The organism is Kitasatospora sp. NPDC059327 (assembly GCF_042752535.1).
Taxonomy (GTDB): domain Bacteria; phylum Actinomycetota; class Actinomycetes; order Streptomycetales; family Streptomycetaceae; genus Kitasatospora.
The window spans coordinates 52,051-71,942 of sequence record NZ_JBHYYB010000043.1 but is presented as its reverse complement, the minus strand read 5'-3'; the positions used below and the strand labels follow the sequence as shown (position 1 = coordinate 71,942).

Annotated in this window: 16 protein-coding genes and 1 other RNA gene; 12 read left to right on the top strand and 5 right to left on the bottom strand. The window is 74.6% G+C overall.

From position 1 onward, the window contains the following. Positions 1-116: 116 nt before the first annotated feature. The 3 genes from ACFXHB_RS24940 to ACFXHB_RS24930 all read right to left on the bottom strand — a co-directional run bounded on the left by ACFXHB_RS24940 (position 117) and on the right by ACFXHB_RS24930 (position 5,760). The gene (locus tag ACFXHB_RS24940; protein ID WP_153882823.1) at positions 117-260 is read right to left on the bottom strand and encodes a VenA family class IV lanthipeptide; all 144 of its coding nucleotides are present in this window, start codon (positions 258-260) and stop codon (positions 117-119) included. A gap of 137 nt (positions 261-397) precedes the next feature. Next, positions 398-2,401, bottom strand: a complete 2,004-nt coding sequence (locus ACFXHB_RS24935; RefSeq protein WP_380576833.1) for an alpha/beta hydrolase family protein — start codon at positions 2,399-2,401, stop codon at positions 398-400. Continuing rightward, a complete protein-coding gene (locus ACFXHB_RS24930; RefSeq protein ID WP_380576832.1) occupies positions 2,398-5,760 on the bottom strand; it encodes a lanthionine synthetase LanC family protein in 3,363 nt (1,120 codons plus the stop codon). Before ACFXHB_RS24930 ends, ACFXHB_RS24935 begins: the two co-directional genes overlap by 4 nt. 518 nt (positions 5,761-6,278) lie before the next feature. Here ACFXHB_RS24930 and ACFXHB_RS24925 point away from each other — a divergent pair. The 3 genes from ACFXHB_RS24925 to ACFXHB_RS24915 are packed head-to-tail and all read left to right on the top strand — an operon-like array spanning position 6,279 to position 9,035. Beyond that, a complete protein-coding gene (locus tag ACFXHB_RS24925; protein ID WP_380576831.1) occupies positions 6,279-7,115 on the top strand; it encodes a Nif3-like dinuclear metal center hexameric protein in 837 nt (278 codons plus the stop codon). 23 nt (positions 7,116-7,138) lie between these two features. Further along, positions 7,139-7,882 carry a zinc ribbon domain-containing protein gene (locus ACFXHB_RS24920; RefSeq protein WP_380576830.1) on the top strand — a complete coding sequence of 248 codons (744 nt, stop codon included), beginning with the start codon at positions 7,139-7,141 and terminating at the stop codon, positions 7,880-7,882. Between the two features lie 4 nt (positions 7,883-7,886). Then, positions 7,887-9,035 carry a bifunctional RNase H/acid phosphatase gene (locus tag ACFXHB_RS24915; protein ID WP_380576829.1) on the top strand — a complete coding sequence of 383 codons (1,149 nt, stop codon included), beginning with the start codon at positions 7,887-7,889 and terminating at the stop codon, positions 9,033-9,035. 48 nt (positions 9,036-9,083) lie between these two features. On the opposite strand, the gene yaaA is transcribed toward ACFXHB_RS24915, so the two are convergent. Together yaaA and ACFXHB_RS24905 are read right to left on the bottom strand one after the other, a co-directional pair. After that, complete coding sequence (gene yaaA / locus ACFXHB_RS24910; protein WP_380576828.1) at positions 9,084-9,869, bottom strand: peroxide stress protein YaaA; 786 nt, start codon at positions 9,867-9,869, stop codon at positions 9,084-9,086. Positions 9,870-9,879: 10 nt separating this feature from the next. Further along, positions 9,880-10,473: a DUF3995 domain-containing protein gene (locus tag ACFXHB_RS24905; protein WP_380576827.1), complete on the bottom strand. Its 594-nt coding sequence runs from the start codon at positions 10,471-10,473 to the stop codon at positions 9,880-9,882. Positions 10,474-10,650: 177 nt separating this feature from the next. Between ACFXHB_RS24905 and ACFXHB_RS24900 the strand changes: the two genes are divergently transcribed. The 9 genes from ACFXHB_RS24900 (at position 10,651) to ACFXHB_RS24860 (ending at position 19,885) form a co-directional block, all read left to right on the top strand. After that, positions 10,651-10,986: a hypothetical protein gene (locus ACFXHB_RS24900; RefSeq protein WP_380576826.1), complete on the top strand. Its 336-nt coding sequence runs from the start codon at positions 10,651-10,653 to the stop codon at positions 10,984-10,986. After that, a complete protein-coding gene (locus ACFXHB_RS24895) occupies positions 10,983-11,378 on the top strand; it encodes a type II toxin-antitoxin system death-on-curing family toxin (protein WP_380576825.1) in 396 nt (131 codons plus the stop codon). The genes ACFXHB_RS24900 and ACFXHB_RS24895 overlap by 4 nt, the downstream gene beginning before the upstream one ends. A 144-nt stretch (positions 11,379-11,522) precedes the next feature. Continuing rightward, the gene (locus tag ACFXHB_RS24890; RefSeq protein WP_380576824.1) at positions 11,523-12,977 is read left to right on the top strand and encodes an RNB domain-containing ribonuclease; all 1,455 of its coding nucleotides are present in this window, start codon (positions 11,523-11,525) and stop codon (positions 12,975-12,977) included. A 134-nt stretch (positions 12,978-13,111) separates the two neighbouring features. Beyond that, positions 13,112-14,611 (top strand): MFS transporter, encoded by a 1,500-nt coding sequence (locus ACFXHB_RS24885; RefSeq protein WP_380576823.1) that lies wholly within the window; start codon positions 13,112-13,114, stop codon positions 14,609-14,611. Positions 14,612-14,624: 13 nt separating this feature from the next. After that, positions 14,625-15,024, top strand: an RNA gene (rnpB, locus tag ACFXHB_RS24880) — RNase P RNA component class A. 589 nt (positions 15,025-15,613) lie between these two features. Continuing rightward, a complete protein-coding gene (locus tag ACFXHB_RS24875) occupies positions 15,614-16,567 on the top strand; it encodes a hypothetical protein (RefSeq protein ID WP_380576822.1) in 954 nt (317 codons plus the stop codon). Continuing rightward, a complete protein-coding gene (locus ACFXHB_RS24870) occupies positions 16,564-17,991 on the top strand; it encodes a hypothetical protein (protein WP_380576821.1) in 1,428 nt (475 codons plus the stop codon). Before ACFXHB_RS24875 ends, ACFXHB_RS24870 begins: the two co-directional genes overlap by 4 nt. Next, positions 17,988-18,773 (top strand): nucleotidyltransferase domain-containing protein, encoded by a 786-nt coding sequence (locus tag ACFXHB_RS24865; protein ID WP_380576820.1) that lies wholly within the window; start codon positions 17,988-17,990, stop codon positions 18,771-18,773. The genes ACFXHB_RS24870 and ACFXHB_RS24865 overlap by 4 nt, the downstream gene beginning before the upstream one ends. After that, positions 18,770-19,885: a radical SAM protein gene (locus ACFXHB_RS24860; RefSeq protein ID WP_380576819.1), complete on the top strand. Its 1,116-nt coding sequence runs from the start codon at positions 18,770-18,772 to the stop codon at positions 19,883-19,885. Before ACFXHB_RS24865 ends, ACFXHB_RS24860 begins: the two co-directional genes overlap by 4 nt. Positions 19,886-19,892: the final 7 nt, after the last annotated feature.

Here is a 19,892-nt window from a genome sequence, read left to right as displayed (position 1 = left end):
GCGGGGGGTCCGCCGGGGGGGCTGCGGCCCCGGCTGGGGCTGGGGGGGGGCCGGCCCCGGGGGGGCGGCCGGGGGGGTGCGGGCGCCCGCGGTTCACCGGTCGACCGGCCCCGCGACTAGCTGATCGTGAAGATCAGACAGGTCAGGATCAGGCAGGTGTACTGGCAGCCGCCGCCGTGGCCGGTCAGCTCGACGGACTCGGTCTCGGGCAGCTCCTGGAGCGCCGCGAGGTCGGTCTCGAAGTCCACCATGTTCTCCATGATCGGTTCCTCCCCTGGGTGTTCCGCCCGCCGCGATCTGCGGTACGGGCGTCGGGTGTGCTCCCCGCGACGGCCTCCATCCACCGTCGCGGGTCACGCCCCGGGCCGTCGGGCCCGGGAGTCTGTGGGCCGGGCCGCTAGCCCGGCCGGCCGGTGCGCAGGAAGCCGGCCAGCAGCTCGTGCAGCACGGCGGCGCCGTCCTCGGCGAGTACCTCGTGTCCGGCCCCGGCCGCCTCCACGTACCGGAAGTCGGCGCCCTCGGTCCGCCCGATCCGCAGCAACTCGTGGCGCAGCGAACGGGACTGGCTGACCGGGACGACCTCGTCCCGGTCCCCGTGCACCATCAGCAGGGGCGCGCGGAGGCGGTGCGCGAGCTGGAGGACGTCGCGCGGGCCGCGGGCGTCGGCGATCGGCTCGCCGCCGCCCAGCCGGGTGGTCAACGCCCGGACCGGGGAGGCGGCTTCGGCGAGCAGCCGGGCGCCGGACAGGAAGGGCGCGACCACCGCGCACCGCGCGACCTGCTCGGCGGGCGCGTGCGCGGCCGCCAGCAGTGCGAGGAACGCGCCGTAGCTGACGCCGAACAGGGCGGGGGGCTCCAGGCCGAGCGCGGCGCGCTGGCCCGCGATGCCGTCCAGCAGGTACAGGACGTCGTCGAGGTCCGGCCCGCCCCAGGCGCCCCGGATGGCCATCGCGTGCGCCACCCCGTAGCCGGTGGAGCCGCGTTGGTTCGGGGCGATCACGGCCAGGCCGCCGGCCGCCATCCGCTGCAGGGCCGGGTCGAACTCCAGCCGCCAGGCGTCGGCCGGGCCGCCGTGCAGGGCGAGGACCAGGTGCGGGCTGCTCAGCCAGGCGTCCCCGCCGTACACCACGGCCTCCAACGGCCCGGCCGGGCCGGCGAGTTCGATGCTCTGCGCGGAGTGCCAGCGCCCGCCGTCCCCGGGCGGGGTGCTGCCGTCCAGCCGCCAGCCGGGGGGTGGGGTACGGGAGACCCGCGGGCCGCCGGGCCGCCAGGGCAGGACGGTGTCCCGCCAGGGGCCGGGCAGTCCGGAGCCGAGCGGCGCCAACTGCAGTGGCAGCGGCACCGGGCCGGGGGCCACGGCGGTCGGGCCGTTCGCCAGCAGCGTGTCCACGTCCAGGGTGGCCAGTGCGGCGGGGTGCTCGGGCGAGGAGTACGGCAGCCGCAGCCCCGCCGCCGACCAGTGCCCGACCGCGCCGAACCGCCCGGGGGGCACCGGCAGGGGGTCCAGCCGTCCGGCGGTCGGTCGCCACAGGGCCAGCGCGGAGCCGGCGCCGTGGTCGATCTGGACGACCACCCGGGCCCCCTCCGGGGTGGCGTGCAGCGCGACCGGTCGCAGGAACATGCCCGCCACGTGCAGACACTCGGGGAACCGCAACGGCTGGCCGCCGCCCAGCACCCCCCAGCCCAGCCGGTCGGCCCCGGGGGCGTCGCTGCGCACCATCGCGAAGCGGCTCTCCGGGTCGAACAGGACCAGCCGGTCGTTGCTGCGCTCGCCGATCTCCAGCAGCGGGGTGACCGCGCCGGTGCGCAGGTCGAGGACGACGGTGCGGACGATGCCCGCGTCGACCCGGTCCAGCGCCAGCAGGGCTCCGGCGCGGTCCAGCCAGACGCCGCCGCCGTGCAGGCCGGGGATCTCGGCGACCTGGCGGGGTTCGCCGCCGTCGGCGTACACCAGCCAGGCGGTGGTGCCCGGCCGGGTGTCGGTGCCCAGCGCCAACGCGACCGGGGTGCGGGTGCCCCCGGGGGCCGCCGCGGCCGGAACCGGCAGCAGCCGCAGCCCGGGCCGGCGCAGGGTGGCCAGCGGCGTTTCCACGGTGGCCGGTTCGCTGCCCGGTGCGCCGGCGCGGAGCACCACCAGGTCGTGCCGCTCGCCGTCGTGCCGGCAGACCAGTACCGAGCCGTCCGGCAGGGCGATCAGTTGGCACCGCAGGCTCTCGGAGCGGTTGCCGGGCAGTGGCAGCGCGGTCGGCGTGGCCGGACCGGAGGCCGGCAGCGCCCAACTCTCCGCGTACCAGCCGCCGTCGGCGGCGGAGGCGAGGCAGGCGGCGTGGCCGCCGTCGGTGGCGAAGGTGAAGCTGAGGCGGCGCAGGGCCTGCGTCGCGGAGCGGACGGCCACGTTCACGAGGGACTCACCCTGTCGGTTTCCGGCGGCAGGTCGGGGTCGGGGTCGGGCCGCGGCCCGGTCGTCGGAGCCGGTTCGGTACCGGTCCGCGGTTCGCCGGCCCCGGTGGGCGGCACCGGGTCGACCCAGAGCCGGGGGCCGCCGTGGCGCAGGCGCAGCAGGAAGGCCAGCGCGCCCGCGGTGCCCGTCCCGTACGCGGCCGCGCAGCCGGTGCCGGTCTCGTCGGGCAGCACCAGCAGGCCGTCGCGCAGCGCCGACCTGGCGGCGATCAGCTGGGCCAACTCCTCGGCGCCGGTGCGGAACTCCGGCTCGCCGGTGGCCCCGGCCAGATCCAGCAGGTACTCCCCGTTGCCGGCCAGGCCGTGGCAGGCGCTGACGCCGCAGTGCCAGCGTCCGGCCAGGACGGCCCGGCCGGCGGCGAGGGCGAGTTCGCGCGCGGTGTCGTCACCGGTGGCCTGCCAGAGCCGGAGCAGGAAGGTGCCCGCGCCGGAGGACCCGCTGCACCAGTGCGCCAGCCGGACGTGGTCCGGGTCGCCCGCGCCCTGCGCCCACCAGGCCGTCCAGCGGCTGTCGGCGTCACCGCCGGCCGCGATCCCCTCGCCGTACCACCCGTCGTTCGGACCGTCGAACGGCCCGCGGTGCCGGCCGCCGTAGCGTCCGCCGGGCTCCCGGCGGACGGTGGCGGCCAGCGTGCGCCCGGCCTCGGCCGCGCCGTCGAGCAGCGCCCGGTCGCCGGTGGCCCCGGCGGCGGCCAGCAGGAAGGCGCCGACGCCGGCGACCCCGTGGGCGAACCCGAGATGGGTGATCCCGGCGAGCGCCGAGTCGAACTCCTTCGGCACCGGCCAGACCACGCCCTCCGGTGTGGACCGGGCGGCGGCCAGCAGGCCGTGCCCGCAGCGGGCGGCCCGGTCCAGGAACTCCCCGCCGCCCGGCGACGCGGTCGCCGGGGTGCCGGCGGCGAAGCGCAGGTGCAGGAAGCCCGCGCCGGCCGCGCCGTGGCAGACGTCCGGATTGGGCCATGCGACGGCTATCCGGCGGGCGAGGGCGGCGGCGCGCTCGGCCAGCGCGCGGTCCGCCAGTGCCTCGGCGGCGTCCACCAGGGCCCAGGCGGCGCCCGAGCGGCCGAAGTGCAGCCCCGGCAGGACGACCGGTTCGGCGGCGCACCGGCGCTCGATCCACTCGACGGCCGTCCGCGCCGTCCGGCGGGACTCCGCCCGGACCTCGTCGGGCAGTCCGTCCGTCAGGGCCGCCCGGGCGAGCAGGGCGAGCACGCCGGCGGCGCCGTGCTGCACATTGCACGGGTCGGACCACTGCCCGGCCGGGACGGCGGGCCAGAGCCGGTCCCGCCGCAGCGGCGTCGCGGTCAGGGAGAGGTGGCGCAGCCCGTCCCGCAGCACCCGGTCGACGAGGGCGGTGGCCCCGGTCGGGCCGTCCGCCGCCGGGGCCGCGGTCGGCCCGGCCGCCCGTGTCGGGCCGGTGTCCCGCGAGGTCTGGGTGTCCCGGGAGACCCCGGTGTCCCGCGAGGTCTGGGTGTCCCGGGAGACCCCGGTGTCCCGCGAGGTCTCGGTGTCCCGGGAGACCCCGGTGTCCTGCCGGGTCTCCGTGTCCCGTCGGCCGGCCGTCTCCGCCGGGGCGCCGGTCAGGGCGTACCGGGCGCGGCAGAGGCTCCACCGCTGGTCCGGCGCCTCGGCCCGCAGCCCCAGCACCACCGGCGCGAGCCGCCGCGCGGTGTCGCCCGAGCGGGCGGCGAGGGCCAGCCAGCGGCCGAGCCGGTCGGCGACCGGCCGGGCCGACGGAAGATCCTCGGGCAGGAGCGGGTCGTGGCCGGTCGCGAGCAGGAAGAGCAGTCCGCCGAGCGCGTACAGGTCGGCCGCCGGCTCGGCCACACAGGTGCCGTCCGGGATCACGCGGCTGCCGGTCAGGACGTCCCGGCCGAGCGCGTCCCGCCCCGGACCGGCGCAGGTCGCTCCGGCCCACACCGACCGGCCCGCGCCGGAGCGACCTGCGCCGGGGCCGGCCGCGCCGTCCGTGACCAGGGCGAGCCGCCCCGGGCCCTGCTCGGGGGCCCGGTAGCCGGGGGTGCCGGCCGAGCCCGCCGCCCGGCCGGCCTCGGCGGCCAGCTCCAGGTCGACCAGCCGCAGCGACCCGTCCGGCCGCACCAGCACGTTGCCGGGGGAGAGGTCCCGCAGGACCAGCCCCAGCCCGTGCACCCGCTCGACCAGGTCGAGCAGCGCGTGCGCCAGCGGCCCGGCCTCGGCCCAGTCCACGTCGGGGCTGCCGTCGCGGCGCAGCCGGGCCGCCACCCAGCTGCCGAGCGGCTGCCCGGCGATTCGTTCCTGCACCAGGAACAGCGAGTCGTCCTGCTCGATCAGCTCGACCGGTCGCGGCGCGAGGTCCTGTCCCTCCAGCCGCGCCAGCAGCGCGGCCTCGTGCCGCAGCGCCGCCCGGGCGTCGGTGCCGGACCGGTCCACCTCGATGTGCGCGCGGGCCTGCTTGACCACGACCTCGGCGCCGCCGTCGGTGTCCCGCCCGAGGAAGACACCGCCCTTGGCGCTGTGCCGGATCGCCCCGGTGACGGCGTACCGCCCGGCGAGCAGCACCCCGCCGGAGCCGCGCCTGGGCGCCGCCGGTCTGGCCGTGCCGGGCCCGCGCCCCTCCTGCGCCGGGCGCCCGCCCGCCGCGCCGCCCCGCTCCCGCGCCGGTCCGGACCCTTCGGCCAGCGGGTCGCGCGCCCACGGCGGGCAGCGGTACGAGGCTCCGCGCACGTCCTCGACCCGCTCGCCGTCCGGCCCGCGCAGCATCGACCGGTACCCGCCGTCGTTGCCCAGCTCGGCGCGCGCCGCGAAGGCGCCGTAGCGGTAGTGCACCCGGCTGCCGGGCCGGTAGGGGCGGTCGGAGAGCACCACCGGCCCGGGCATGCCGTCCGTCGCCCGGTGCAACGCGGCGGCCAGCCGCCGGAACTGCTCCTCGCCCCGCGGGTAGACGGTGATGAACTTGCCCGCCGAACCCCGGTCGCTGTTGCGCGAGTTGATCTCGTGCAGGTGTTCCCGTCCGGCGGCGAACTTGAAGGTGCACGGGTCGTCGGCCAGTACCTCGGTGACGGCGGTCAGGACGGCGCCGCCGACCGCCGACGCCGCGCTCACGTGGATCTTCCAGCCCTCCCCGGCCAGCTCCGCCGCGGCCGGCCTGGCCGTGCACCAGAAGCCCTCGACGGAGACCTGCCAGTCGTCGTCGCCTCCCCGGCCCCCGGCGCCGGCCAGTGCCGCCCGTGCCACCTCCGGCCACCCGCCGGCCGCGTCCGGCCGGTGGCCCGCCGATCCGTTCCCCCCGGCCGTGCGCAGCGATGTGTCCGCCCCCATCCGCCCTCACATCCCTTCGTCTCGGCCGGCGCCCGCCGGTGCCCACTGCTCCGGCACCCGCGGCGCACGCCGACGGCCTGATTACGGGAGCGCGGCCCCCGGCCGCGTCCGCCGCGGGCCCGTCCTGCCTGGGCCCACATGTCGGCGGAGTGCCCTCATGACCCCCCGGTCCAGGCAACTCCCGTTCGCAGAAGTGAAGTTACTTTCGGTTTCCGGGCGGGCTCAACGCGTAGCGGGTCACTTCACTCGTAAGGGTGATCCGGGTGCGGTTTCGAATATGTGCGAACGACCCGCTGTGCGCGGCGCCCCCGCGTACGCGGGAGGCCGCGGCTCCCGCACGGCCCGCGTTCCGGCCCGCGCCGGCCCCCACGGGCGCCCCGACCGCCCCCGCCGAGCCGCCGCGACGGTGCCCCGGCGGCCGCTCGAACGCCGGGAACCACAGGTTGACGCCCGCCCGCGTGCCCCCGCGCCCGGCCCGGGGGGCCCGGGCGCCCCCGCGCGCACGGTAGTCTCGACAGGTGCCGAAACTGTCCGACGTCATCACCGCGCTCGAAGAGGTCTACCCGCCGCAGTGGGCGGAGTCCTGGGACGCCGTCGGCCTGGTCTGCGGAGACCCTCAGGCCGAGGTCCGCCGCGTGCTGTTCGCCGTCGACCCCGTGCAGGCGGTCGTCGACGAGGCCGTCGAGTGGGGCGCCGACCTGGTGGTCACCCACCACCCCCTCTATCTGCGCGGCACCACCAGCGTCGCGGCGACCACGTTCAAGGGCCGGGTCGTGCACACGCTGATCCGCCACGACATCGCCCTGCACGTGGCGCACACCAACGCCGACCACGCCGACCCGGGCGTCTCGGACGCGCTGGCCGAGGCCGTCGGGCTGCGGGTCACCGGCCCGCTGGTGCCGGACCCGACGGACCCGCTGGGCCGGCGCGGCAGTGGGCGGATCGGCCTGCTGGAGCCCCCGCTGACCCTCGCCGCGTTCGCCGCCCGGGTCGCCGAGGGCCTGCCGGCCACCGCGGCCGGCGTCCGGGTCTCCGGTGACCCGGCCCGGCTGGTCAGCCGGGTCGCGGTGTGCGGCGGCTCCGGTGACAGCTTCCTCGCCGAGGTGCGGGCGGCCGGTGTCGACGCCTATGTCACCGCCGACCTGCGCCACCACCCGGCGTCCGAGGCCGCCGAGGCGGCGCCGGTCGCGCTGGTCGACGCCGCGCACTGGGCCACCGAGTGGCCCTGGCTCACCCTGGCCGAGCGGGCGCTGCACGGCGCCGCCGAGCAGCGGGGCTGGGCCGTGGAGACCAAGGTCTCCCACCGGGTCACCGACCCGTGGACCGCGCACGCCCCCATGTCCTTCACCGCCTGACCCGATTCACAGGAGCCCTCCGCTTGAACGCCGCGCCCGCCGACCAGATCCGCCTGCTCGACCTCCAGGCCATCGACTCGAAGCTCGACCAGCTGGCCCACCGGCGGCGCAGCCTGCCCGAGCACGCCGAGATCGACAAGGCCACCGCCGACCACACCGCGCTCAAGGACCTCGTGGTGGCCGCCCAGGCCCAGCACGGCGACACCACCCGTGAGCTGACCAAGGCCGAGCAGGACGTCGAGCAGGTCCGCGCCCGCTCCGCCCGCAACCAGCAGCGCCTGGACTCCGGCGCGATCACCTCGCCGCGGGACCTGGAGAACCTCCAGCACGAGATCGGCTCGCTGGCCAAGCGCCAGGGGGACCTGGAGGACGTCGTCCTGGAGATCATGGAGCGCCTGGAGTCCGCCCAGACCCGGGTCACCGAGCTGACCGCGCGCCTGGAGCACTCCACGGTCGTGCTGACGGAGGCCGAGTCCCGCCGGGACGCCGCCTTCGCCGAGATCGACGCCGAGGCCGAGAAGGTCAAGCGCGACCGCGAGGCCGTCGTCGCCGTCGTCCCGGCCGACCTGCTGAAGCTCTACACCCGGCTGCGCGAGCAGCAGGGCGGCGTCGGCGCGGCCCGGCTCTACCAGCGCCGCTGCGAGGGCTGCCGGGTCGAGTTCGCCGTCTCCGACCTGAACGCCATCAAGGCCGAGCCCAAGGACGTCGTCGTCCGCTGCGACAACTGCGGCCGGATCCTGGTGCGCACCGCCGATTCGGGCATCTGACCCGGTGGCGGGGCGCAGGTTCGTCGTCGAGGCCGACGGCGGCTCCCGGGGCAACCCGGGGCCGGCCGGCTACGGTGCGGTGGTCCGGGACGGCGACACCGGCCTGATCATCGCCGAGGCCGCCGAGTTCATCGGTCACGCCACCAACAACGTGGCCGAGTACAAGGGCCTGATCGCCGGCCTGAAGGCGGCCTGGGAGATCGACCCGGACGCCTCGGTGGACGTCCGGATGGACTCCAAGCTGGTGGTCGAGCAGATGTCCGGGCGCTGGAAGATCAAGCACCCCGACATGCAGCCGCTCGCCGCCGAGGCCCGGTCGGTGCTGCCGCGCGGTCAGGTCAAGTACACCTGGATCCCGCGTGAGCGGAACAAGGACGCCGACCGGCTGGCCAACGAGGCGATGGACGCGGGCAAGGCCGGCCGCCAGTGGGAGCCGAAGGCGCCGAAGGCCGAGCGGCCCGCGGCCGTCGAGGAGCCCCCGCTGGAGACCACCGCCCCCAAGGCCGGCTGGGCGGCCCCCGCCGACCTCGGCACGCCGACCACCTTCGTCCTGCTCCGCCACGGCGAGACCCACCTCACCCCGCAGAAGCGCTTCTCCGGCAGCGGCGGCAGCGACCCGGAACTCTCCGAGAAGGGCCGCTGGCAGGCCGAGCGGGTCGCCGAGGCGCTGGTCGCGCGCGGCTCCGTCCAGGCCGTGGTCAGCTCGCCGATGCTCCGCACCCGGCAGACCGCCGAGACCGTCGCCGCCCGGCTCGGTCTGGAGGTCCGTTACGAGGACGGGCTGCGCGAGGTGGACTTCGGCGCGTGGGAGGGGCTGACCTTCGGCGAGGTGCGGGAACGCCACCCGGAGGACCTCGACGCCTGGCTCGGCTCCGCCAAGGCCAAGCCGACCGGCGGCGGCGAGAGCTTCGCCACGCTCACCCACCGGGTCGGCGTCGCGCGGGACAAGATCCTGGCCCGCCACCACGGCCGGACCGTCCTGGTGGTGTCGCACGTCAGCCCGATCAAGACGCTGGTGCGGCTCGCGCTGGGGGCCCCGCCGGACTCGCTCTACCGGATGGAGCTGTCCGCCGCCTCGCTCTGCGCCGTCCAGTACTACGCGGACGGCAACGCCTCGGTGCGGCTGCTCAACGACACCGGACACCTGCGCTGACCGCCGGTGGAACGCGGTTCGGTGGATCCGGGTTCGGTGGATCCGGGATCAGTGGATCTCGGTGACCACGACGTCCAGCTGCCACGGCTTGCGGGCCGTGCCCTCGGCCGCGACCTCCACCCGGTGCCCCAGCCCGAGCAGCGCGTCCACCAGCTCGCCGGGCGTCTTCGGCTCGGCGCCCGCCACCAGCAGGTCGCGGACCAGCCGGCCCTTGGTGGCCTTGTTGAAGTGGCTCACCACGGACCGCTTGCCGTCGCGCTCCTGCAGCACCCGCACGGTGGCCGTCCGGGTCACCACCTCACCGGCCGGCTTCCACGCCGCCGCGTAGGCGGAGCTGCGCAGGTCCAGCACCAGGCCGTCCGCCACCTCGGGCAGCACGGAGGCCGTCGCGGCGCGCCAGTACGGGCCGAGCGCCCCGAGACCGGGCAGCTTCACGCCCATCGAGCAGCGGTAGGGCGGGATCCGGTCGCCGATCCGGACGGCGCCCCAGAGGCCGGAGAAGACCAGCAGCGAGCGCTCGGCCCGGTCGTACGCGGCCGCGTCCAGGGTGGCCAGACCGAGGTTGTCGAACAGGACGCCGGTGTACACCTCGCCGGCGGGCCGCGCGCCGGCCGTCGGCAGGCCCGCGTTCCGGGCGACCTCGCCGCGCAGACCGGGGCTCAGGCCGAGCACCCCGGCGGCGGTCTCCTCGTCGCCGCGGCAGAGGGCGACCAGGGTCTCCAGCACCTGCGCGCGCGCCGCCGTCAGCCCGGGCAGCGACAGCGCGTCGAGCGCCACCGGCACTCCGTCCCCGGACGCGGCCTTGCCCTCCGAGGGCGGCAACAGCACCAGCACAGCGGACTCCTCAACATTTTGTGGCGGGCGAACCCCGCCACCCTACGCAAACGGGACCGACCGCGGGTAACCCCGCCGCGTGCGGGGCCCGGGGTCGCTGCGAGTGCGCGCCGGGGTCGCTGCGAGTGCGCGCCGGGGTCGCGCCCGGCGCTGCCTGGGGCCGGTCCGCGCCGGGGGCCGCCGCGACCACGGCCGCCCCGGCGCCGAGCGCCAGGCAGAGCGGCGAGTAGTACCGCACGTTCAACCGCCTGAACCGCGCCGTCCGCCCGCTCCGCGCACCGAAGGCCACCGGCCCGGCCGCCCCGCGGGCCAGCAGCACCCCCGCGACCGCGCGGACGCCGGCCCGTCGGACCCGCCGCGGTCCCACCGCCGGCAGCACCCCGGCCTCCGCGCCCACCAGGTACGCCGCCGTCCCCAGCAGTCCCGCCACGGCGAGGCAGGCCGCCACCGGGGGCACGCCGTCGCCCGTGCCGACCACCGTGTCCGCGAAGTCCCGCGGTGACCGCGCCGGCCACGGCGTCGCCGTCCAGAGCGCGTGCAGCGCCCCCGTCGCCGCCAGGACGCCGGCCACCGCCGCGCCCGTCACCCGCACCGCTCCGGTCACCGCGTCCCCCACCGTTCCCGCGCCCGTTCCTGTTCCCGTTCCTGTTCCCGCGCCCGTGCCCATCGGCTGTGGCCCCCTTCCGAGTCCGTTGTCCGGGCCACCCTACGAGCCCTTGCGGAAATCGCTGGGCCGCGGGCCCGCCCCCGGCCTACCGTGGCACCGAAGGAGAGTGACGAGATGACCCTGCGCCCCCTGGACCTGGTGCCCGGCGACGACGACGCCGTGGAGGAGTCCCTGCCCGTCCGGCTGCCCGCCGACCTCCCGCCGCAGACCAGGCTGGCCCTGGAGTTCGCGGTGGCGGCGGCGGCCCGGGCGGTGCTGGCCGGCCGGGTGCGGGTGACCGAGGCGCCCGGCCCGGACCGCGCGGAGCTGGCCTTCGACGTGCGGCAGTCGGAGCTGCCCGAGGCCCTGGTCGAGCGGCCGACCCCCAGCCGGGAGGACCGCCGGGTGGCCATGGTCGCCCGGATCCGCGCGGCCAACGCGGAGACGCTGGAGAGACTCAAGGACCTGTGACCGGGCAGCCGGACGGCCGCGACGTCGAATACCTCGACCTGGCGGACGTCACCTACCTCGCCGGCGGCCCGGAGAACATCCGTGACCTCGGCGCCCTGCTCTCGGCCCTCGGCCGCCCGCAGGCGGGCCTCTTCGGCCGGGACGCCTACCCCGACCTCTGGACCAAGGCCGTCGCCCTCGGCCAGAGCCTCGCCCGCAACCACCCGCTGATCGACCGGAACAAGCGCACCGCCTTCGAGGCGATGCTGCTCTTCCTCGACTACAACGCCGAGCCCTACACCGACCCGCACCCGGACGGCGCCGTCGCCTTCATGCTCCGGCTGGCCACCGGCGGCTACGACGACGCGGTCGCCGCCGCGGCCAAGGACCTCAGGTCCCTGCTCGGCCGCTGAGCCGCCGAGTGGCCGAGTTGTCGAGTGGCCGAGCCGTCGGGCCGCTCGGCCGGTGCCCGGGCGGCGCGCTCGGCCCGGGCGGGGGTCGGCGCGCCCGCCGCCGACCTCCGCCCGGAATCACCCGATTCGCCCTACGCTGCCTGCATGCCACGCCGAAAACTGCGCGTCAAGGCCGCCGACTCCGCCCGGATCAACGCCGAACTGGCCGAGCTGCGCGCCCGCCTGGAGATCCGCACCGAGTGGCCGGAGGCCGTCCTCGCGGAGGCCGAGCAGGCCGCCGAGTCCCCGCGACTGCCGGAGTACGACGCGACCGACCTCCCGCTCTTCACCGTCGACCCGCCCGGCTCCCGCGACCTCGACCAGGCCATGCACCTGGCCCACCGCCCCGGCGGCGGCTACCGGGTGCACTACGCGATCGCCGACGTCGCCGCCTTCGTCCGCCCCGGCGGTGCGATCGACGCCGAGGCCCGCCGCCGTGTCCAGACCCTCTACTTCCCCGACCACCGCGTCCCGCTGCACCCGGCCCGGCTCTCCGAGGACGCCGCCAGCCTGCTGCCCGGCGAGACCCGTCCGGCCCTGCTCTGGCAGCTCGACCTGGACGCCGACGGCGGGGTCGTCCTCGCGGACCTGCGCCGCGCCCTGGTCCGCTCGCACCGCCGGCTCGACTACACCGACGTCCAGCGCGCCGTGGACGCCGGCGGCGCCGACGAGCAGCTCGCCCTGCTCGCCGTCGTCGGCCGGCTCCGCGAGGAGCGCGAGCGGGCCCGCGGCGGGGTCAGCCTGCCCGTTCCCGAGCAGGAGATCGAGGAGACCCTGCACGGGTACGTCCTCGGCTACCGCGCGCTCACCCCCGCCGACGGCTGGAACGCCCAGATCTCCCTGCTCACCGGGATGGCCGCGGCGGAGCTGATGCTGGACGCCGGGGTCGGCCTGCTGCGCACCCTGCCCGCCGCACCCCCCGCCGCGTTCGAGCGACTGCGCCGCACCGCCCGCGCGCTCGACGTCGACTGGCCGCCGGACCTCCCGTACCCGGACCTCATCCGCTCCCTCGACCCGGACACCCCGCTGCACGCGGCCTTCCTCAACGAGTGCACCGGCCTGCTGCGCGGGGCCGGCTACCGGGCCTTCGACGAGACCCAGGGCCTGCCCGCCCCGGCGGATCCGGCGCACGCCGCGCTGGCCGCGCCCTACGCGCACTGCACCGCGCCGCTGCGCCGGCTCGGGGACCGCTTCGCCCAGGAGGTCTGCGCGGCCGTGGCCGCCGGCGAGTCCGTGCCGGACTGGGCCCGGGAGGCGCTGCCCGAGGTCCCCGCCCTGATGGCGGCCGGGGACCGCCGCTCGGCCGAGGTCGAACGGGCCTGCGTCGACCTCGTGGAGGCGGAGCTGCTGGCCGGCCGGGAGGGCGAGGACTTCCCCGCGGTGGTCATCGACGTGGACGAGCAGCGGCCCGCCCGCGGCACCGTCCAACTGCGCGAACCCGCGGTCCGGGCCCGCTGCGAGGCGGCGGCCGGCGGGGCGCTCCCGCTCGGCGGCCGGATCGCCGCCCGGCTGACCCGGGCCGACCCCGCCACCGGTACGGTCCGGTTCGGCGCCGTCTGAGTCCGTCCGGGCCCCGCGGTCGGTCCGCCGCGGCCACTCCGGTGCGGTCGGCCGCGGCCCACCCCGCCCCGCAGCGCCACCCGTACGGTCCGTTCCGCCGCCGCCCGGTGGCACCCGGGTGGGAGGATCGACCCGTGGCCGAACCGACCTCCCCCCGTACGCCGTCCGCGGACCCCGACCGGCGCCGCAGGCAGCTGATCCTGGCGATCTGCTGTCTGAGCCTGTTCATCGTCGGACTCGACAACACGGTGGTGAACATCGCCCTCCCGGCGATCCAGAAGGACTTCGACGCCCCGGCCTCCGGCCTGCAGTGGATCATCGACGCCTACACCCTGGTGCTGGCCTCGCTGCTGATGCTGTTCGGCTCGGTGGCCGACCGCTTCGGCCGCCGCCGGGTGTTCCAGACCGGTCTGCTGCTCTTCGTGCTCGGCTCGCTGCTCTGCAGCCTGGCGCCCAGCCTGCAGTGGCTCGTGGTGTTCCGGGCGGTGCAGGCGGTCGGCGGCTCGATGCTGAACCCGGTGGCGATGTCGATCATCACCAACACCTTCACCGAACCGCGCGAGCGGGCCCGGGCGATCGGCGTCTGGGGCGGGGTGGTCGGCATCTCGATGGCCCTCGGTCCCCTGCTCGGCGGATTCCTGGTGGACGGCGCCGGCTGGCAGGCGATCTTCCTGATCAACGTCCCGGTCGGACTGGCCGCCTGCCTGCTGACCGCCCGCTACGTCCCCGAGTCGCGTTCCCCCCGGCCGCGCCGGCTGGACCCGGTCGGCCAGCTCCTGATGGTGGTGCTGCTCGGCTGCGGCACCGCCGCGATCATCGAGGGCCCCGAGCACGGCTGGACCTCCCCGCTGATCCTCGGGCTCGGCGCGGCCGCGCTGGCCGCGCTGACGGCCTTCCCGTTCTGGGAGCTGCGGGTCGCCGAGCCCTTGGTCGACCCGCGCTTCTTCCGCAGCGCGCCGTTCACCGGTGCCACCGTCACCGCCGTCTGCGCCTTCGCCGCGCTCGGCGGCTTCCTCTTCCTCAACACCCTCTACCTGCAGGACGTCCGGCACTACAGCCCGGTCGAGGCGGGGCTGTGGACGCTGCCGATGGCCGGGATGATGCTGGTCTGCGCACCGCTCTCCGGCCGGATCGTCGGCGGCCGGGGGCCGCGCGGCCCGCTGGTCGCGGCCGGCCTCGGCCTCGCCGCCAGCGGGGTGCTGCTCACCACGCTCACCGCCGACTCCCCGCCGGGCCTGCTGCTGGCCGCGTACGCGCTGTTCGGGTTCGGCTTCGGCATGGTCAACGCGCCGATCACCAACGCCGCCGTCTCCGGGATGCCGCGGGCCCAGGCGGGCGTCGCGGCGGCGGTCGCCTCGACCAGCCGGCAGGTCGGCCAGTCGCTCGGTGTCGCGGTGATCGGCACCGTGGTCACCTCGGCCGTGGTCGGCCCGGTCGCCACCGGCTTCGCCCCGGCCAGCCACGCCGGCTGGTGGATCGTGACCGGGCTGGGCGTCGCGATCCTCGTCCTCGGGCTGGTCACCACCACCGCCTGGGCCACCGGCACCGCCACCAGGGTGGCCGCCCGCCTCGGCGGCGACCCGCTCCCGGCCCGCCCCGCCGTGCGGGAGGCCCCGCCCGAGCGGCTACCATGACCACTACGGCGGAAGAGCCGGCCGGGCGGTCGCGACGGGTCCTTCGGGGCCCGCCGAGGAACGTCCGGGCTCCACAGAGCAGGGTGGTGGGTAACGCCCACCCGGGGTGACCCGCGGGACAGTGCCACAGAGAACAGACCGCCCACCGCTTCGGCGATGGGTAAGGGTGAAACGGTGGTGTAAGAGACCACCAGCGACCGGGGTGACTCGGCCGGCTCGGTAAACCCCACCTGGAGCAAGGTCAAGATCGGTGCCTCCGGGCACCGTGCGCGGATGACCGAGGGCTGCTCGCCCGAGTCCGCGGGTAGACCGCACGAGGCTGTCGGCAACGGCAGCCCTAGATGGATGACCGCCTCCCCGGGCCGCGCGAGCAGCCCGGGAGACAGAACCCGGCGTACAGGCCGACTCTTCCGTCGTACCGGGGGCTTTGCCCCCGGAAAGGGCCTCCGACCTATGTCGGAGGCCCTTTCCTTTTGGGTCCTCCAGGGGCAGGCCGTGTCACGGGACGGAAGGCGACCGCGATCGTGGGTGGTCGCTGATCCGGCGGCGACATCTCCTGGCCCGAGTCCCTGAGGGACCGAACGGCTGGTGACGCTGAGCGATCACTCGATCGCGCCAGAAGGTCAGAACCGTTTGCCTTCGGAAGCCGGAGACGTCCCGGGACGTCTCCGGAACGTCCCAAGACGAGGTCGTGCCGTCCCGGCGGCCGGCGCCAGCATCAACGCACCGTCAGATGACGGTCACTGATCCGAAGCTCCACCAGGGTCCAGTGCCAGTCGGTCGAGCGACCGTAGCAGTGGGGTGTGCCCGGCTCCAGCGCTTCGGCGGCTCATGCCCGGACACCGTGCCAACCCGTGACACCGTCTGCGAAGGCACAGGTCGCCGCCACATCGAAGATCCGGGGTGCCTGTTCCCGGTTCCTCGCCGCGCCACCCGATCGGGCCGACTCCTATCCGCAGCAGCACCGCAGGTAGCCGACTCCCAGGAACCGAGGAGGTGCCCATGCCCCAGGCCATTGATCCACCGCACGAACTGCGAGTGCACCCGGCCGCAGCCGTCAGCCGCATCGCATGGTGCTCGTTCAACGACACCACCACCCATTCCGTACAGGAGCTTGGAGCCGCCTTTCACCTGCTGGAGGCGGGTTCCGTCCAAGATTCGCCGACAGGGCTACTGCTGCGGACGTGCCACCGAGTCGAGTGGTATCAGGCCGGGTCGACGACGGCCGCCGCGCCGGTGCCTGTTCGGCTCTGTCGGACGATCATCGGCCATGAGGCCGCTGCCTCGCGGCTGGCCCGCATCGCTGCCGGGACGATGTCCCTGATCCTCGGGGAGCAGTTTGTCTTCCGTCAGGTTCACGCCGTGTTCGAGCGTCTCCCCGCCCGGCATCCGCTGCGGCCCGCCGGCGCAGAGGCACTCCTGCTCGCCAGCCAGGCGCGGCGTCGGTTCGGCCTTCGCGCCCGGCTCGACTACCGCGACCTCGCCAGTACCCTCCTGGAGACCGGAGCTGCTAAGCCGCGCAACCTCGTCGTGGTCGGCGGGGGGATGTTGGCACAGGCGGTCGCGCAGGATCTCGGCGACGAGCGCGCCGTGTACCTGCTTACCCGGGATCCGAAGAAGCTTCGCCGGGCGATGCGGTCGGCAACCAGCGGCATCGCCGTCCTGCGGGCCGCCGAACTGCCCGAGAGGGTGTGCGACGACGGCTTCGACCTGATGCTCGCGACGTCTGGTCTCACGCCGGAGTACCGCGACCGCATCGCGCGCCTGGCCAACGCGCCCTCGTGTCGGACGATCGTTGACTTGAGCGCGACGCCAGTCCTACCGGAGCGTCCCAACTACCGCCATCTCCACCATCGTTCCGTCACCGACCTGATCGAGGAAGCCAATCGGCCGGCCGTCGAGGCTGCCGGCGCGGCCTCCTCCTGGATCGAGCAGTACTACGGAGGAAACTGTTGACCACGTTCGTCGACACCCTCGTGATCGGAGCCGGTCCCGCTGGGCTGATCGCCGCCGATCGCCTCTCCGACGACAGGGCTCGAGTGTTGTTGGTCGATGCCGGCCGCCCTTACCAGCGTCGCGCCTGCCCGGTCGACCTTATGCGGTCCTGCAACGGTTGTAAGGGCATCTGCAACGTGATCTCCGGGTTTGGCGGCTCCATTCACTACGGGGACGGGGTGAAGCTATCGAGGTTCCCCAGTGGTCGGCGGCTGGCCGAACTCCTTGGCACCGAGCGGGCCGAGACACTCATGGACCGGGCCGTACGGCGCTTGTGCAGCGAGGAGCAAATCGCTTTCCGCGGAGCCCTCCCAACAGTCGGGCCGTTTCAGATCAAGGACTATCCGGTGGCCTCGCTTGGTGCGCAGCAGGTGCGGACCGTAATCGAGCGGCTGCACCAGCGCATCACCGTCGCTCCGAGCACCGAGTTGAGGATGCAGGCGCAGGTCGCCTCCCTTCAGCGTGCGCGGGGAATGTGGCGGGCCGAGGTCGCTGACCGCGCCGGCATCAGCGAGACCGTGCTGGCCAGTTCTGTGATCGTGGCGGTTGGACGACGCGGCCAGCGCTGGTGGCAGCAGATCCTGCGCGACCTCGGGCTCGCGCACGCTGCGCCCGCACCGTCCGTCGGGGTCCGCTTCGAGATGCCGAAGGCCCTCCTACAGCTCGGGGCCGACATCCACGAGGACTTCAAGACCACCATCGTCGCCAACGACGTGAAGATCAAAACGTTCTGCTTCTGCGCCGGCCCCGGTGGCGGGCGTATCAAGTTTACGGATTATGGCGACCACACCCTCCTCGACGGGCACGTCATCCCCGAGCCGCACGACGGCAACACCGCGAACTTCGCCCTGCTCGCGCAGCTACGAGACGCCAACGCCACCCCGCGCAACTCCGCCTGGGTCGAAGTGAACCTCCTCACCCCCTACCGGGCGCTGAGGACCGACCGTCCGGGCAAGCCCGTACTCCAGTGGTATCCCGACTTCCACAACCGTGCCCTGGCCTGCACCGACCTGGAGCAGTTCGCCAGGCTCAGCGGCATCCAGCCCTCCCTACGGGACTACCAGGTCGCTGACCTCGCAAGCATCCTGCCGCGCGAGGTCCACACCGCCCTGTGCAGTGCCTTCGAAGACCTGATGACCTACTTCTCCGGCCGCCCGCTCAGCGTCGCCACCCTCTCCCAGGTCGCCGTGATTGGACTGGAACTGGAGAATCTCTGGGACGAGTTGAAGCTCACCGAGGACCTTGAGACCAGCGCCGCCGGCCTGTACGCGGCCGGCGACTGCACCGGGCTGGCCCAGGGCATCCTCCAGGCCGCAGTCGGCGGCCTGGTAGCGGCCGAGGCCATCACCCGCGAACCTGGACGCACCACCAAGAGGGCCGCATGAGCGCCGCCCAGACGGTCGCTGCGGCCAGCAACGCCGCCGTCGAGGGCTTCGGCGACAACCTGCTGTGCTCCTTCGTTGGTGGCTCGTACGCTCGCGGCACCAACAAGCCGACCAGCGACATCGACCTGTTCGTTATCACCGCCCACAGCGACCACGGTCAGGAGCGACGCTTCGCCGAACGCCTGCGCGCCCTGCACCTGCTCGCCGGCCTCGACTTCGATCACTGCGGGGAGGCCTTCACCGCCGACACCCTGAACGACCTGCTGGGTTTCACCGAAGCCAGCATCGCCGCCGTGCCGGCTGTCCAGCGATCCGCCTGCTATCTCGCGGACTGCCCGCTGTCGGTGTTCCGCAAGGGCGACGTAGTGTTCAAGTTCCTCGCCGATCCCAAGATTGGGGTCCACGACCCGGCCGGTGTGCTGCCGGCCCTCGAAGCCCGCGCCGCAGCTTACTTCTCCACCTGGCCAATGCCCCGGATCCAGGGTTACAAGGGCCGACTGCGCCTGCCGCCCGACAGTCCGCAGCACCAGCTCTCCTACCTGTGGCAGTCCCGGGTCGCCACCGCCGAGTGGGCTGACACCCCCGTCGGGATCGGCCTGGAGCGATGGTTCGGAACCGAGTTGCTCAGCCGCACCGACGCCCTGCCCGCAGGGTGCCAGGACGCTCAGCCGCCCGCTGACGGCGCCACATGCCCGCTGCCCACCGCTGACGAAACACTCGCGGCGTCCCTGACCGCCCAGTGCCTGGCCTTCCTCCACACCGAACCGGAAGGAACCCGATGACCACCGTCTCCCTCGGCATGCCCACCAGTCGGCCGCCGATCTACCGTCAGACCCGCGAACGGTTCGTGTTCCTCTACCCCACCACCGCGTGCAGTCTGCGTTGCAAGACCTGCTACGTGGGCAACGGCCGCCTCGACGCGGCCAACAGCATGAGCGTCGAGACCGCCATCAAGGTCATGGACTACTTCCGGATCACCGGGGGCCACGACAAGCTCTACCTCCTCGGCGGCGAGCCCACCATGCACCCCGAGCTGCCCACCATCGTCGCCGAAGGCCGCACGCGTGGGTACCGGGTCACCATCAGCAGCAACGGCGACTTCGACGATGACCTCTTCGACAAGATCCCGCCGAGCAGCCTGGACAGCTTCAACTTCTCGCTGGAGTCCGCCGACCCACGCATCCACCGCAAGATTCGCGGCAACCCCACCAACTACGACAAGGTCGTTCGCCACATCGGACAGGCACGCGAACTCGGCTACCAGGTGCGGGTGATGTGCACCGTCTCGCAGACCAACCGCGAGGGAGCTCTCGACCTCATCCCCTTCCTCGCCGAACGCGGCGCCCACACCCTGAGTTTTCACAACCTTGGCAAGACCGGGAACGGCGGTCGCTTCCTCCAGCCGCTCAGCCCCATCGAGTGGATGGACTTCTGCGCCGAGATCGAGGCTTACAAGCCCGAGCCACGCCTGGCGGTCTACTACCCGCCGACCTTCGTCAAGGCCGATGACCAGGCAGCGTGGTTCGACCGTGGGTACCCGGGCTGCCCCGCCCGCACCCTCGACCGCCCGCACGTCTACCCGGACGGCACGGTCTTCGCCTGCCCCGTCTTCATGGACGACGGCCGGCACTACGCCACCTTCGAAGGCGACCGGCTCGTCCTGAATCCCGACCCGAACAATGAGCTCAACGCCTACCTCACCGTCGACCCGGTGTGCACCGGTTGCCCGAATACCGACACCTGCGGAGGAGGCTGCCCCGCCTACTCCGAGATCCCCGCCTACGCGGACAAGGGATTCTACTCCTGCGACCGCGACACCACCCCGCTGTGCATCCTGTGGACCGTCTCCGCCTGGGGCGCCCGCGAAGCCGACTCGCTGCACGCCCTGCGCTGACAAGGAG